General features: G+C 75.2%; 8 protein-coding genes. 2 read left to right on the forward strand and 6 right to left on the reverse strand.

Annotated features, from left to right (window positions below):
* Positions 1-78 precede the first annotated feature (78 nt).
* The gene (locus OG357_RS34145) at positions 79-3,237 is read left to right on the forward strand and encodes a helix-turn-helix transcriptional regulator (RefSeq protein ID WP_329624788.1); all 3,159 of its coding nucleotides are present in this window, start codon (positions 79-81) and stop codon (positions 3,235-3,237) included.
* Here OG357_RS34145 and OG357_RS34150 read toward each other — a convergent pair.
* Positions 3,219-4,925, reverse strand: coding sequence for a serine/threonine-protein kinase (locus OG357_RS34150; RefSeq protein ID WP_329625777.1), 1,707 nt, complete (start codon positions 4,923-4,925; stop codon positions 3,219-3,221). The two genes, OG357_RS34145 and OG357_RS34150, sit on opposite strands and share 19 nt — an antisense overlap.
* A 53-nt stretch (positions 4,926-4,978) precedes the next feature.
* Entirely contained in the window at positions 4,979-6,718 is a 1,740-nt protein-coding gene (locus OG357_RS34155; protein WP_329624789.1) for a hypothetical protein, read from the reverse strand.
* A gap of 342 nt (positions 6,719-7,060) precedes the next feature.
* Here OG357_RS34155 and OG357_RS34160 point away from each other — a divergent pair, with 342 nt between their 5' ends.
* The gene (locus tag OG357_RS34160) at positions 7,061-9,124 is read left to right on the forward strand and encodes a SpoIIE family protein phosphatase (RefSeq protein ID WP_329624790.1); all 2,064 of its coding nucleotides are present in this window, start codon (positions 7,061-7,063) and stop codon (positions 9,122-9,124) included.
* 63 nt (positions 9,125-9,187) lie between these two features.
* On the opposite strand, the gene OG357_RS34165 is transcribed toward OG357_RS34160, so the two are convergent.
* From OG357_RS34165 to OG357_RS34180, 4 genes are all read right to left on the reverse strand, one after another.
* Positions 9,188-11,173: an ABC transporter permease gene (locus tag OG357_RS34165; protein ID WP_329624791.1), complete on the reverse strand. Its 1,986-nt coding sequence runs from the start codon at positions 11,171-11,173 to the stop codon at positions 9,188-9,190.
* 127 nt (positions 11,174-11,300) lie between these two features.
* Positions 11,301-11,696, reverse strand: coding sequence for a TOBE domain-containing protein (locus OG357_RS34170; protein ID WP_329624792.1), 396 nt, complete (start codon positions 11,694-11,696; stop codon positions 11,301-11,303).
* A gap of 108 nt (positions 11,697-11,804) precedes the next feature.
* On the reverse strand, positions 11,805-12,284 hold the full coding sequence (locus tag OG357_RS34175; protein WP_329624793.1) for an Lrp/AsnC family transcriptional regulator: 480 nt from the start codon (positions 12,282-12,284) through the stop codon (positions 11,805-11,807).
* 130 nt (positions 12,285-12,414) lie between these two features.
* Entirely contained in the window at positions 12,415-13,497 is a 1,083-nt protein-coding gene (locus OG357_RS34180) for a magnesium and cobalt transport protein CorA (protein ID WP_329625778.1), read from the reverse strand.
* Positions 13,498-13,548: the final 51 nt, after the last annotated feature.

Below are 13,548 nucleotides of genomic sequence, written 5' to 3' on the forward strand. Positions count from 1 at the left end.
CGTACAACTGAGAGCGGGGAGAACAGCACGTCCGCACGACCGCGCGACCGACGTGCGACCGCACGAGGGGGACTGTACGTGGACACTTTCGCGGACCGGGGGTGCGCCGACCGCGCACCCCTCGTCGGGCGAGCCAGGGAACTGGACCGGCTGGAGGGGCTGCTGGGCTGCCGCAGGGAGGGTGCGGGCCCGGTGGCCGTGGACGTCACGGGCGAGCCCGGCATCGGCAAGACCCGGCTCCTGACCGAGTTCGGGGTACGCGCCAGGGGCCGCGGAGTGACCGTCCTGTGCGGCCGGGCCGGAACCGCCGAAGGGGACGGCGGCACTCCCTTCCAGGCCGTCCTTGACGCCTTCGCCGACCTCGACCACCAGGAGCGCGCGGCCGCCCCGGCCCTGGCCGAACTCGCCCGGCTCGTCGAGCACGGTGACTGCCGTGCGGGGAGACGGGGGAGTGCAAGCACGGGCACGGGCACGGGAACGGGTTCGCCGGCAGCGGCGGACGCGTCGGACAGGGCGACAACCACGGGCGCCCCCGAGGCGGCGGCACGCGGTGGTGCGATGGTGAGTGGGCCGGGCGGGCAGGGACACGGCGAACGCGTGCGGCGGATCGGCGCCGCGCTGGGCCGTGTTCCGGCGCCCGGCCTCGTCCTCCTCCTCGACGACCTCCACCGGGCGGACCCGGCCACCGTCGCCCTCGTCGACCATCTCCTCCGGCACCCGCTGCGCGCTCCCGTCCTGGTCGTCGTGGCCCGACGCGAGCGTCAGACCCCGCCGGCCCTCGCCTCCTGCCTCGCCCGGGCCGCCGACACCGGCACCCTCGCCCGGCTGGACATCGGACCGCTGGCACCGGACGACTGCGCCGGGGGCCTTGCCTCCGGGGTGCCGTCGGACACGGTCCGGGAGCTCCACACGGCCAGCGGCGGCAACCCGCTCTACTTCCGCGCCCTCGCCCACGCCCGCGGCCGGCACGGCGGGGCGCCCGGCACCGGACCGGTGGCGGTCCTCCTCGACGAACTGACGCCGCTCGGCCCGGTGGAGCGGGCGGCCGTCGAGGCGATCGCCGTGCTCGACGGCCGTGCCACGGCCGAACTGGTCGCGGCCGTGGCGACGTCCTCCGACGCCATCGATCAGCCGGGCGGGGACGGCCGGACAGGGATCGACGCCGCCCTGCGTGCCCTGGCCCGCCGTGACCTCGTCCGGCCCGACCAGGACGGCCGTATTCTCGGCCCCCGCCACCCGGCCCTCCCGGAGCTGGTCCGGGGGGCCCTCGACCCGTGGCGCCGCCGCGAGCTGCACCGGCGGGCGGCGGCCGCACTCGCCGTGTCCGGCGCGCCCGCGACGGCCCGGGCCCCGCACCTCGTGGGCGCCGCGGCCGGCCCGGACGCCGAGACCGCGGCCGTACTCGTCGAGGCCGCCGAGCGGACCGGGACCGTCGACCCCGCGCGCGCCGCCCACTGGCTGGCGGCCGCCCTCGACCACCTCCCCGACGTTCCCGAACACCGCGCCGACCGGCACGAACTGATGCTCCGCCGAGCCCAGGCCCTCGGCTCGGCGGGCCGTGTCGCGGAGAGCCGGGACCTCCTGCACCGACTGATCGACATGTGCCGCCCGGACCCGGGTCGTACCGAGGACGCAGAGGAAACCGAAGGCGCAGAGGACACAGAGGACACAGAGGACACAGAGGACACAGAGGGCACAGAGGGCACAGAGGGTACAGAGGGCACAGAGGGGACCGACGACAGGGCCGGGATCCGGACGTCCGCCGTCCTCCTCTGCGCGTTCATGGAGCGCCACCTCGGCCGCTACCCCGAGGCCGACGCGCTCCTCCGCCGCGAACTGGAGCGCAGCCCCGGCCCCCGGGCCGGCCTGCGGACGGGGCTCGTCGTCGAGTGGGGCGCCCGGGCCCTCTTCGCCACCCGCTACCCCGAGGTCCGCGGGGAGGTCGCCCGGACGCTCGACGACGCGCGGCGCCGCCGTGACGAGGCCGACACGGCGGAGGCCCTGACGCTCTCCGCGCTCGGCGAGGCGTACGAGGGCGAGACCGCCACCGCCCGCACCCGCGCGACGGAGGCCGCGGCGCTCACCGACGCCTTCACGGACGGCGAACTGGCCGACCACGTCGAGTCGCTGGTGCGCCTGAGCTGGACCGAGGCCTTCCTGGAGGAGTACGGAGCGGCCGAGCGCCACACCACGCGGGGCATCGCCGTGGCCCGCCGCGCCGGACGGCCCTTCGCGCTCTCGCAGCTCCTCCTCTGCTCGGCGTACGTCCACTTCCTCACCGGCAGGGTCGGTGCCGCGCTCGACCTCGCCGAGGAGTCCCTCACCGTCGCCCACCCCCTGGGCGGTGCCGAACTCCTCGGCTTCAGCCGGGCGATCCACGCCATCGTCCTCCTCCACGCCCGGCCACTCGGCGACCCCGAAGGGCTGGCCGCCGCGGAGGAGGCCGCGGCCACGGTGGGCACCGCCCAGGGCTGGTGGGCCACGCAGGCCCGCTGCATGCTCGCCCACAGCGTCCCGCTCGGCCAGGACCCGCACCGGGTGCGGGGCGCGCTTCTGCGGGCGGGCGGCGACCGGGACCTGTCCCGGCTCCAGCCCTCCCTGCGCCCGGGTTATCTCGAACTCCTCGCCGGAGCGGCCCTCGTGGCCGGAGACCTCCCGGAGGCCGAGCGCGTGGCCCGGCGCGCGATCGCGGAGGCGGCACGGCTCGGCCTGCCCGTCCAGCGGGGGGCCGCCCAGCGCGCGTGGGGGCGGGTGCTGGCCCACCGGGGCGAATCGGCGGCCGCCGCGGAGGCCTTCACCGAGGCCGCGAGGGAGAGCGCCCGCTCCGGGGCCGGGCTCCGCGAGGCCCACAGCCTGCTCCTCGCCGCCCCGCACGTACAGGCCGCGGGCGACGGGGCACGGGCCGCCGCACTCTGGCGCAGGGGCCGTCGTGTGGCGGCCGACGGAGGCGCCCGCATGCTGGTCGACCTGGCCGACCGGACCAGACCGGCGCCTCCGGACGGCGGCGCGCCCGGCGGACGGCTCGCCGTGCTCACCCCGCGCGAGCGCGAGATATCGGTCCTCGTCGCCGAAGGGCTGACGAACCAGGCGGTGGCCGACCGGCTCTGCCTGAGTCCCCGCACGGTCGAGAGCCATGTGGCCCGGGTCTACCGGAAGACGGGTGTGGAGACCCGGGCGGGCCTCGCCTCCCTGGTCGTCAGGACCGGGGTGGGCGAAGGTCAGTTCTCGCGGGGATGAGTGGCGGTCACCCGGCCCTTCGTGTCGGCGTTGAGGTAGGCCACGCCGTACGTGTCGGACAGGTAGACGCTCAGGCCGGCGCCGCTCCCGAGCAGCGTCGAGCCCGGGGTGACGACGAGGTACCGGCTGGTGGGCCGGTCGATGCCCAGGTCCTTGTCGGCGCGCTTCAAGAGGGCGGGCAGGGCGTCCCAGTCGAAGGCGTCCAGGTCGGTGGGGACCGATCCGGGGAAGGCCGTGCCGCCGGGGCCCTGGCGGACGGCCACGTCCTCGCCCCGGTAGATGTACCGGTCGTAACGCTTCGTACTGCCCTTGACCAGTGACTGGGCCACGGCGTAGTCCGGGTACACGACGAAACCGGTGACCTTCGCACTGTCCGTGGCGGCGTGCACCGCGGCGACGGCGGCCCTGATCCCGGCGGGCGTGAGCAGGTCGCGCTCCTTCGGGGCCGAGGTCTTCACCGGCGCCGTCGACGAGCCGGGACGCTGCGCGGCCGGACTCTGCTGCGAGGGCGGAGCGCTGCTCGGGCCGCCGCCCGCCTCGCCGGGCCGCCAGTCCCAGGCCATCGCGCCGACGGGGATCCCGACGGCGAGGACCACGACGAGGGCGCTGACGAAGAACCGGGCGGCACGGCCTCGCCGACGCCCGCCGGCGGTGAGCGCCGCCGAGGCCGGCTCCGCCGTACCCTCCGCGGCGGGTCCGGATTCGGCTCCGTGTTCGGGTCCGGGTCCGGGTCCGGGTCCGGAAGGTGCCGTCTCGGGATGCGCGGACGGCGCGGATGACGCGGATGACGGAGACGAGGGAGGCGCGAGCCGGAACGAGGTCACCGTCGCCTCGCCGGCCACCCCGTCGCCACCCGTCTGCTCCTCGACGGCCTCGACACCCGCCGTGTCCCGGCCTGCCGGTTTCGCGTCCGCCGGTTCCGGGCCGGTCGCGGCAGCCGCCAGGGCGCGGTCGAGTTCCGCCGTGTCCGGGCGGGCGGCCGGATCCCGTACGAGCAGCCGGGTCAGGACGTCGGTGAGTCCGCCGGCCCGCAGCGGCGGAGGCACGTCGTCGGAGAGCACGGCCGCCAGAGTCGCCAGGGTGTTCTCCCGGCGCAGCGGGTGGTGGCCCTCCACCGCGACGTACAGCAGCATGCCCAGGGACCACAGGTCGGCGGCGGGGCCGCTCGAACGACCGCGGATCCGCTCGGGCGCCATGTAGTCGGGCGAGCCGATGATCGAACCCGAGGCCGTGAGGACGGTGGACTCGCGGATCGCGGCGATGCCGAAGTCGGTGAGGACCGGCCGTCCGTCCGGACGCAGCAGGACGTTGGCGGGCTTCACGTCACGGTGCTCGATGTCCCGCTCGTGGGCGGCCGTCAGGGCGGCGAGCAGGCGGTGCCCGAGCACGGCGGCCTCGGCGGGCGTCATCGGGCCCCGGTCGAGGCGGTCCTGGAGGGAGCCGCCGGTGACCAGTTCCATCACGAGCCACGGGTACGTGCCCTCGCCCGCGTCGACGATGTGATGGATCGTCACCACGCCGGGATGGTCGATCCGGGCCAGCGCGCGGGCCTCGCGGAGCACCCGCGCCCGCAGGGTCCGGGCGCCCTCGACGTCGTACTCGGCCAGCGCGGGATCCGGCGGGCGTACCTCCTTGAGGGCCACGTCACGGTGGAGGGCCAGGTCGCGGGCGCGCCAGACCGTTCCCATGCCTCCGCCGCCCAGTCGCTCCACCAGCTCGAAGCGGCCGTCGATCACTCTGCTCACACGCACCCCTGTACTCGGGTCCTCGGTGCGGCGGCGGCCTGCGGGCCGCCACCGCCCACATCGCCGTACACGTTCACCTGGTAGCGCCCCGACGCTTCGTACGGATCCGGATCCGGCGGCGACCACGGGCCGGGACCGGAGTCGCCGTCCGCGTCGAGGGCGCCGGCAGCGACCCCGGTACCCGGGTCGACGGTGGCCCCGGGGTCATGAAGATCCGTCAGTTCTTCGCGGATCGACACGAGTTCGGCGCGCAGCCGGTCGCGTTCCGCAGGCCCCGGGGCTCCGGGCAGGCCGCGCTGGGCCTCCCGGAGGGCCTCCTCCAGGACCACTTCGGCCCTGGCGGTGCCCCAGGCCGTCCGCACCTGCCGGGCCCGCGCGCGCAGGGAGCGGGCCGCTGCGCCGTGGTCGCCGGCGGAACGCCACAGGTCGGCCGCGCGTTCGTAGGCCCGGGCCGCCTTCTCCGGCGCCCCGGCCGTACCGAGGGCGTGCGCGGCACGGTGGCTGAGGGCCGCGCCGTGGCGGTGATCGGCCCGGAGCCGGGCCTCGGCCGCCGCGAGCGCGTACTGCCGTGCGGCCCGTTCGGGTTCGCCGAGACACAGCGCGCAGAAGGCGAGCCACGCCCTGGCCCGTACGCGAGCCGCCTCGTCCCCGTCCCGCGCCGGCCCGGCCAGGACCGCCTCCAGGACGGTGACGGCCTCCTGCCAGCGGCCGCGTGCCGCGTGGGCGGAGCCGAGACGCAGCCGGGCGAGCAGGCCCAGGCGGGGGTCCTCGCCGGAGCGGTCGGACAGGCGGACGGCCTCGGTGAGGAGCGACACCACCTCCTCGCCGCCCGCACGACCGGGCGGTCCACCGCCCTCGTGGTCCAGCGTCCGCGCGAGGGCGAGGCGGAGGCGGGCCCGGTCGGCGGCCCGGAGCAGGGCGTTCTCCTCGCCGGAGCCGACGGCGGTACGCAGCACGGTGGCTGCCTCCGCGTGCGCCCCGGTGGCCCGGAGCACCCCGGCGAGCAGCAGCTCGGTCTCCGTCGGGGGCCAGGGCCGCCCCGAGGCGCCGTGGTCCGCGAGCGCCGCCCGCAGGTGGGTGAGGGCCACTGCCGGGTCGTCGGGCGCGGTGACCCGCCCGAGGAGGGCGCGGGAGTCGGCGAGGGGGCCGAGGACGGCGGGGTCCGCCCGGTGCGGCGCGGCGAAGGCGACGAGCCGGACGAGGTCCTCGCGCAGCGCGGCGGCCTCGGCCGCCGGGTCGGGCGCGGTGTCGAGGAGATCGGCGCGGGCCCGGCAGCGCAGCAGGAGGACCGTCGCGGTCTGGGCGACGGTGGCCCGGCCGGCCTCGTGCAGGACGGCGGCCCTCTCGCAGAGGTCCGCGAGTCCCGCGCAGGCCGTCGCTCCCGGTCCGGGGCCGGTGGCGAGCGCGCGAGCCCGTGAGATGAGCGCCTTGCCGGGCTGCCCGGACCGTTCGTGCAGTTCGGCGGCGCGCGAGAAGAGGGTTGCGGCCGCGGGCCGCGCCCGGCCCCGGCAGTCGAGGGCGGTGGCGTCCAGCGCGTCGGCGTGGTCCCCGGGCGTGATGGCCCCGCCGGCGCGCCGCAGGGCCGTCGCGGCCCGCTCCCAGGCCCCGCCGGCCGCGGGGTGCCCGCCGGCCGCGGAGAGCCGCCGGGCCCGGTCGAGCAGGGTGTGGGGATCCTCCGGCCGACCGCCGCCGGGCCCCCGGTCGTACGGACGCGCGTCGGACGGGCGGCTGGTCATGCGGGGTACTCCGGGGACGGGAGGCGGAACGGCGGCGCACGTGGATGCGCATACATGGAGGTCGCGACGACTCTTGCAGACGCCGGCCGCCCGCACATCCGTAGAACTACGGAAGAATCGCGGGAGCGGTAGGTACTGCTCCTTCCCGACTCCCATCCGAATCCGTCCCGAATCGGTCCCGGATCCCTCCCGATTCCCTCCCGGCCCCTCCCGATTCCCTCCCACGGCGGCGGCCCGGAATCGGACGGCCGCACTACGCAGGGCCCGCCGTCAACGACTCGGCTAGGGTGAATCGGTAGGGATTGCGCCCTCTGGGGCCAGGCCGATGCGTAGGTCGATGCGTTGGAGACTCACCAGTCGTCGAGCAGGGTTCCGCAGCCGCCCCGCGCGGCCGTCGGGGACGCGGGCGTGCTCCGCGAGCTGCTGCCCATCGCCCTCTGGCGGGAGGACGCCGAGGGTCGCATCGTCGAATGGTCCCTCGCGGCCCAGGACCTGCTCGGCCATCGGCCCGAGCACGTGCTCGGGCGCCTCGCCACACCGCTCCTCGTGCCGGACGCCAACCGCGACCTGGCCGAAAAACTGACCCTGCGCGTCCAGTCCGGCGAGACCATGGTCGGCACGCTCCCCGTCCGCCACCGCGACGGCCACACCGTCGCCATGGAGATGTGGATCGTGCCCGCCGCCGACCCGCAGGGGCGTCCCGGCGCCATGCTCATCGCGGTGGAGACCTCCGAGGTCCTGCGCATGCGGGAGAACCTCGCGGCGATGGAGAGCCTCTTCACCCAGTCACCCATCGGCCTCGCCCTCCTCGGCCCCGACCTGCGCTTCCTCCGCGTCAACGACGCCCTCGCCCGGATGAACGGCGTACCCTCCGCCGCCCATGTCGGCCGCCGTCTCACGGAGGTCGTGCCCGGCGTCAACGCCACCGCGCTCGAATCCCTCATGCGCCAGGTCCTCGACAGCGGAACCGCCGTCGTCGACGCCCGCAGGGTCGGCCGCACGCCCGCCGACCCCGGCCGCGACCACATCTGGTCCTGCTCGTACGCACCCCTCAGCGACCGCGCCGAGGAACCCCTCGGCCTCATCGCCTCCCTCGTCGACATCACCGAGAGCCAGGAAGCGCACATCGAGGTCGAGCGGGCCCGGCACCGCTTCGCCCTGCTCGCCGAGGCCGGAGCCCGGATCGGCACGACCCTCGACCTGGAGCAGACGGCCGGCGAGGTGGTGAGCTTCCTCGTACCCCAGCTCGCCGACTCCGCCGACGTACAGATGCTGGAATCGGTCCTCGAACCGGACGACCCGGCCGGCTCCACGCGCGGAGTGCTGCGCCGCCTCGCGGCCGGCTTCCCCGACCCGACGGCCCCCACGGCCCTGCTCACCGCGGGCCAGACCTTCCAGCTCCCGCTGGACTCCGTCTACGAACAGGTCGTCTCCGGCGGGAGACCCACGAACCTCTACACCTCCGACATCCCGGCGCTCTTCACCGACCCGCGCACCGAGGCGCTCCGCACCTACTTCGCGACCCGCATCGGCTCGGCGCGCCTGGTCCCGCTGGTGGCCCGGGGCCGGGTACTCGGCGCGGTCACCGTGACGCGGCTGCGGACCCGTGAGCCGTTCGACGTGCAGGACTGCGTCCTCATCGACGAGGTCGTGGCCCGCGCCGCCCTCAACATCGACAACGCCCGCCTCTACACCACGCAGCGGGAAGCGGCCCTCACGCTCCAGCGCAGCCTCACCAACAGTGCGCTGCCCGTCGTCACCGGACTGGAACTCACCGGCCGCTATCTGCCGGCGAGCTCCCATGACGTCGGCGGCGACTGGTTCGACGTGATCGCCCTCCCCGGCGGCAGGACGGGTCTGGTCATCGGCGACGTCATGGGCCACGGCATCCACGCGGCGGCCGTCATGGGCCAACTGCGCACTGCCGTACGCACTCTGGCCCGCCACGACATCGCCCCGGCCCGGATGCTCAGCTCGCTCGACGCCGTCGTGGCCGACCTCGGCGAGGACGAGATGGCCACCTGCGTGTACGCGGTCCACGACCCGGCGACCGGAAGCTGGGTCATCGCCCGCGCAGGGCACCCGCCACCGGCACTCGCCACCCCGGACGGCGCCATCACCTTCCTCGAAGGCCCGCCCGGCACGCCGCTGGGCACCGGAGCCCACGACTTCGGTACGGAGGAGGTCGCCCTGCCCGAGGGCGGCCTGCTCGTCCTCTACACGGACGGCCTCATCGAGGCCCGCGACCGGGACCTCGACCAGGGGATGAGCCAGCTGGCCCGGGCGCTCCGGGACCTGGACCGGCCGCTGGACACCCTGTGCGACGAGGTCCTCGCTCGGCTCCTCGGGGGACCGGCTCAGGACGACGTGGCGGTCCTCATGGCCCGTACACGGACGACCCGCTGAGGGAGCGGGGGCGTCGAGGGCCGTGACGCGAGCGGCCCGGGCATCACGACGGGCAAGCGGCGGTCAGAGCGTCACGACGGTCACCTCGGTCGCCTTGACGCCCGTCCAGACCGGCACCCCGTCCGCGAGCCCCAACTCGGCCGCCGCCTGCGGGGTGATCTCGGCGACGAGGTCCGGTGCCAGGTCGGAGGTCACCAGGACCCGCAGCCGGCTGCCGCTCGCGGTGATCTCCCGTACGGTTCCGGGCCAGACGTTACGGGGACTGCCGCCCGGCTTCTCGCGGTGCACGGCCACCGCCTCCGGCGCGATGATCGCGAGCGCCCGCGTGCCGGGCGGCGGCGGCTCGGCGGCGACCAGGGCGCCGCCCCCGTCGAGCGTGAGCCCTTCGGCGGTCGCGGCCCCCGGCCACGCGTTGCTGCCGAGCATCCGGGCGACCCACGGTGACCGGGGGTGGCGCGAGACCTCGCCGGGGGAGGCGTCCTGGAGGGTGCGTCCTTCCTCGAGGACGAGGACCCGGTCGGCGAGGGAGACGGCCTCCACGGGGTCGTGGGTGACGATCAGACAGACACCGCCGAAGCCGGCGAGATGGCTGCGCAGGGTGTGCCGCACATGGGCGCGGGTGGTCTGGTCGAGCGCGGCGAGCGGCTCGTCGAGGAGCAGCAGCCGGGGTCGGGCGGCCAGCGCGCGGGCGAGGGCGACCCGCTGGGCCTGGCCGCCGGAGAGCTGCGCGGGACGGCGGTGCGCCAGCTGCCCCACACCGAGCCGGTCGAGCCAGGCCTGGGCGGCGCGCCGCGCCTCGGCGCGGGGAACGCCGTGAGCCCGCAGGCCGTACGCGGTGTTCGAGAGCGCCGACAGATGCGGGAACAGCGCGCCGTCCTGAGGCACCCAGGCCACCTGCCGCCGGTGCGGGGGCAGATCGGTGACGTCCGTGTCGCCGAGCCGCAGCGTGGCGTGGGCGCGGGGGGTGAGCCCGAGGAGGGCCCGGAGCAGGGTCGTCTTTCCGGCGCCGTTGGGGCCGACGACGGCGATCGTGGTGCCGGGTTCGGCGTCCAGGGCCAGTTCGGTGAAGCCGCCGACCTCGGCCCGCAGCGCCCAGCGCCCGCCGTCCGGCTGAGGACCGGATGCGGCGCCGGACTCGGCGGCGGGCTCGGACACGGGGGCGGGACCGGACGCGGGGGCGGGACCGGGTTCAACAGCGGGTCCGGGCTCCGGGGCGGGTACGGCCCGCCGGGGCGACGCCGGCGTGCCCGTCCAGCGGCCGCGCAGGGCGACGAGTACGGCCATGGCGATGACGAGCAGCAGCAGCGAGACGGAGGTCGCCGCCTCGGGCTCCTCCTGGAGCAGCAGGTACACCTGGAGGGGCAGGGTCTGGGTGGTGCCGGGGAGGTTTCCGGCGAAGGTGATGGTGGCGCCGAACTCGCCCAGCGCCCGTGCCCAGGTCAGCGCGGCGCCCGCGAGGAGCCCCGGGGCGACCATCGGCAGGGTGACGGTGAAGAACACCCGCACCGGTGAGGCGCCGAGGGACGCCGCCGTCTCCTCGTAACGGGGGCGCAGTCCGCCGAGCGCGCCCTCCAGGCTGATGACGAGGAACGGCATCGCCACGAACGTCGCGGCGAGAACCGCGCCCGAGGTGTGGAAGGGGAGCGTGACGCCGAACGTGGACTCCAGCCAGGGCCCCAGGAGCCCGCGCCGCCCGAACGCGAGCAGCAGCGCCACACCGCCGACAGTCGGCGGCAGCACCATGGGCAGCAGGACGAGGGAACGGACGATCGCCTTGCCGCGGAACGGCACCCGCGCGAGCAGCCAGGCCAGCGGGACCCCGAGCAGCAGCGACAGACCGAGCGCCCAGAAGGAGACGAGCAGCGAAAGCTTCAGGGCCTGCACGGTGCCGGGGGCCGTCAGGTGCGCGCCGAAGGCGCCCCACTCGGTACGGGCCAGGACACCGACGAGGGGCATGACCAGGAACGCCACGGCGAGCAGCGCGGGGACGATGAGGACGACAGGCGGGCGCGGGCCGTGACCGGAGGAGCGGACGCGGAGGCGTTTCATCGGTGTTCCCTGGCAGCAGATGGAGGTGGGGGCTGTCCGTCCCCCCGGACGCGGACAGCCCCCACGGAGGGTTCCGGGGCTCCGGCCGGTGCGGGAGACCGGGCGCGGCGTCCTGGAAGGCCGTGGATCAGGTGCGGTCGATGTGGACGCTGGTCGACTTCACCCGGGCCGTCGCCTGCATGCCGACCTCAAGTCCCAGCTCCTCGACCGCCTCGCGGGTGAGGAGGGACACGAGCCGGTGCGGGCCCGCCTGGATCTCGACCTGTGCGGCGATGTCGCCGAGTTTGACGGCGGTCACGATCCCGGGGAACGCGTTCCGCGCGGACGTGTAGGAATCGTCCTCGTCGCCCGTGCCGCTCTGGGCGATCTCGATCGAGAAGGCGGCGAGGTCGCGGCCGTCGATGAGCCGTCGGCCGCCCTCGTCGCGCTGGGTCGCGACCCGGCCCGCGTCGGCCCAGCGTCGTGCGGTGTCGGGGCTGACGCCCAGGAGACGTGCCGCCTGCCCGATGGTGTAGGACTGCATATGCGCCACGGTAGGTCGTGCGGCTTCCTGTCTACAACGAACCGAGGCGTATCTCGGCGCATTCGCCAGCCTTGTTGGAGGAAACGACAAGATGCCGGCGGGGCGCGCTCACGCGCTGCCGGACCGGCGCCCGATCGCCTCGACCAGGGGCAGCAGCCGGTGCGGCACCCGCTCGCGCAGCGCGATCTCGGTCCGGGTGCGGACCACTCCCGGCAGCTGGATCAGCCGCTGGATGACATCCTCCAGGTGCCCGGCGTCCCGGGCGACCACCCGGGTCAGCAGATCCCCGCCGCCGGTGATCGAGAAGGCCTCCACGATCTCCGGGACGCCCGCGAGGGCGTCACCGACCTCGTCGAGATGGCCCTGCGTCACCTCGACGTGGACGAAGGCGAGTACGGGGTGCCCCAGGGCTGCGGGGGAGAGGACGGGGCCGGTCGCCGTGATCACGCCGTCCCGCTCCAGACGGTCGATCCGCGCCTGCACGGTGCCCCGCGCCACGCCGAGGATCCGCGCGTACTCGCGCACGCTCGTACGCGGCTGCTCGATGAGGAGCCGCAGGATGCGGGTGTCGAGTTCGTCCACCGCCATGGCCGGTCGGCCTCCTTCACTCCCACGGTCCGGACACCGGGATCCCGACTCTACCCAGGCCGTGGCCTGCGGCAACGCGCCGAAGGGCCCACCCCGCCCGCACGACGTCCCGCCCCCGGCGAGTCGGCGGTCAGAGCCAGCCGTTGCGGCGGAAACCCCGGTGGATCACGAAGCAGGCCGTGGCGATGACACCGAGGACCAGCGGGTAGCCGTAGGTCCAGCGCAGCTCGGGCATGTGATCGAAGTTCATGCCGTAGACGCCGCAGACCATGGTGGGGACGGCGACGATCGCCGCCCAGGCGGTGATCTTGCGCATGTCCTCGTTCTGGGCGACCGTCACCTGCGCGAGGTGGGCCTGGAGGATCGAGTCGAGGAGCGCGTCGAACGACGTGACCTGCTCCGCGACCCGGGCGAGATGGTCGGTCACGTCGCGGAAGTACGCCCTGATGTCCGGGTCGATCAGCGGCATCGGGTGGGTGGCGAGGTGCTGGAGCGGCCGGGCCAGCGGCGTCACGGCCCGCTTGAGTTCGAGAAGCTCGCGCTTGAGCTGGTAGATCCGCCCCGCGTCCCGCCGGTCCGCCTGCTCGGAGAAGACCGCGCTCTCGATCGCGTCGAGGTCGTCCTGCACGGCGTCCGCGACGGCGAGGTAGTCGTCCACCACGTGGTCCGCCATCGCGTGCAGCACGGCGGAGGGCCCCTTGGCCAACTGCTCGGGCAGGTCCTCCAGGGCCTCGCGCAGCGGGCCGAGGGAGCCGTGCCCGCCGTGCCGGATGGTGATGACGAAGTCGGGCCCGACGAAGGCCATCAGCTCGCCCGAGTCCACGACCTCGCTGGTGGCGGTGAGTTCCTCGTGCTCGACGTAGCGGACGGTCTTGAAGACGGCGAAGAGCACGCCGTCGTACTCCTCGACCTTGGGCCGCTGGTGGGCGTTGACCGCGTCCTCCACCGCCAGCGGGTGCAGCCCGAAGAGCTCGGCGAGCCCCGTGAACTCCTTCTCGTCCGGCTCGTGCAGACCGATCCAGACGAACCCGTCGCCGGCCTTGCGGACCTGCCGCAGGGCCTCCTCGGCCGACCCGCGCCCGCTGCGCCGTACGCCGTCGATGTAGACCACGCAGTTGACGACCGCGCTGCCGAGCGGCGAGCGGGCCGGGTGGCTGAGGTCGACGGCACGCCGGTACGTCAGGCGGACGGCTCTGCGCAGGCGCTGGATCATGGACACGACGTGCTCCTTCGGCGGATCGACGCGCCAGTCTGCCACCGGCGG

This window comes from Streptomyces sp. NBC_01255 (assembly GCF_036226445.1).
GTDB lineage: Bacteria > Actinomycetota > Actinomycetes > Streptomycetales > Streptomycetaceae > Streptomyces.

Bases quoted from the DNA above. Each gene is read 5' to 3' on its own strand.
- OG357_RS34155 (WP_329624789.1), bottom strand. From the start codon at position 6,718: ATGACCAGCCGCCCGTCCGACGCGCGTCCGTACGACCGGGGGCCCGGC.
- OG357_RS34165 (WP_329624791.1), bottom strand. From the start codon at position 11,173: ATGAAACGCCTCCGCGTCCGCTCCTCCGGTCACGGCCCGCGCCCGCCT.
- OG357_RS34170 (WP_329624792.1), bottom strand. From the start codon at position 11,696: ATGCAGTCCTACACCATCGGGCAGGCGGCACGTCTCCTGGGCGTCAGC.
- OG357_RS34150 (WP_329625777.1), bottom strand. From the start codon at position 4,925: ATGGGAACGGTCTGGCGCGCCCGCGACCTGGCCCTCCACCGTGACGTG.
- OG357_RS34175 (WP_329624793.1), bottom strand. From the start codon at position 12,284: ATGGCGGTGGACGAACTCGACACCCGCATCCTGCGGCTCCTCATCGAG.
- OG357_RS34180 (WP_329625778.1), bottom strand. From the start codon at position 13,497: ATGATCCAGCGCCTGCGCAGAGCCGTCCGCCTGACGTACCGGCGTGCC.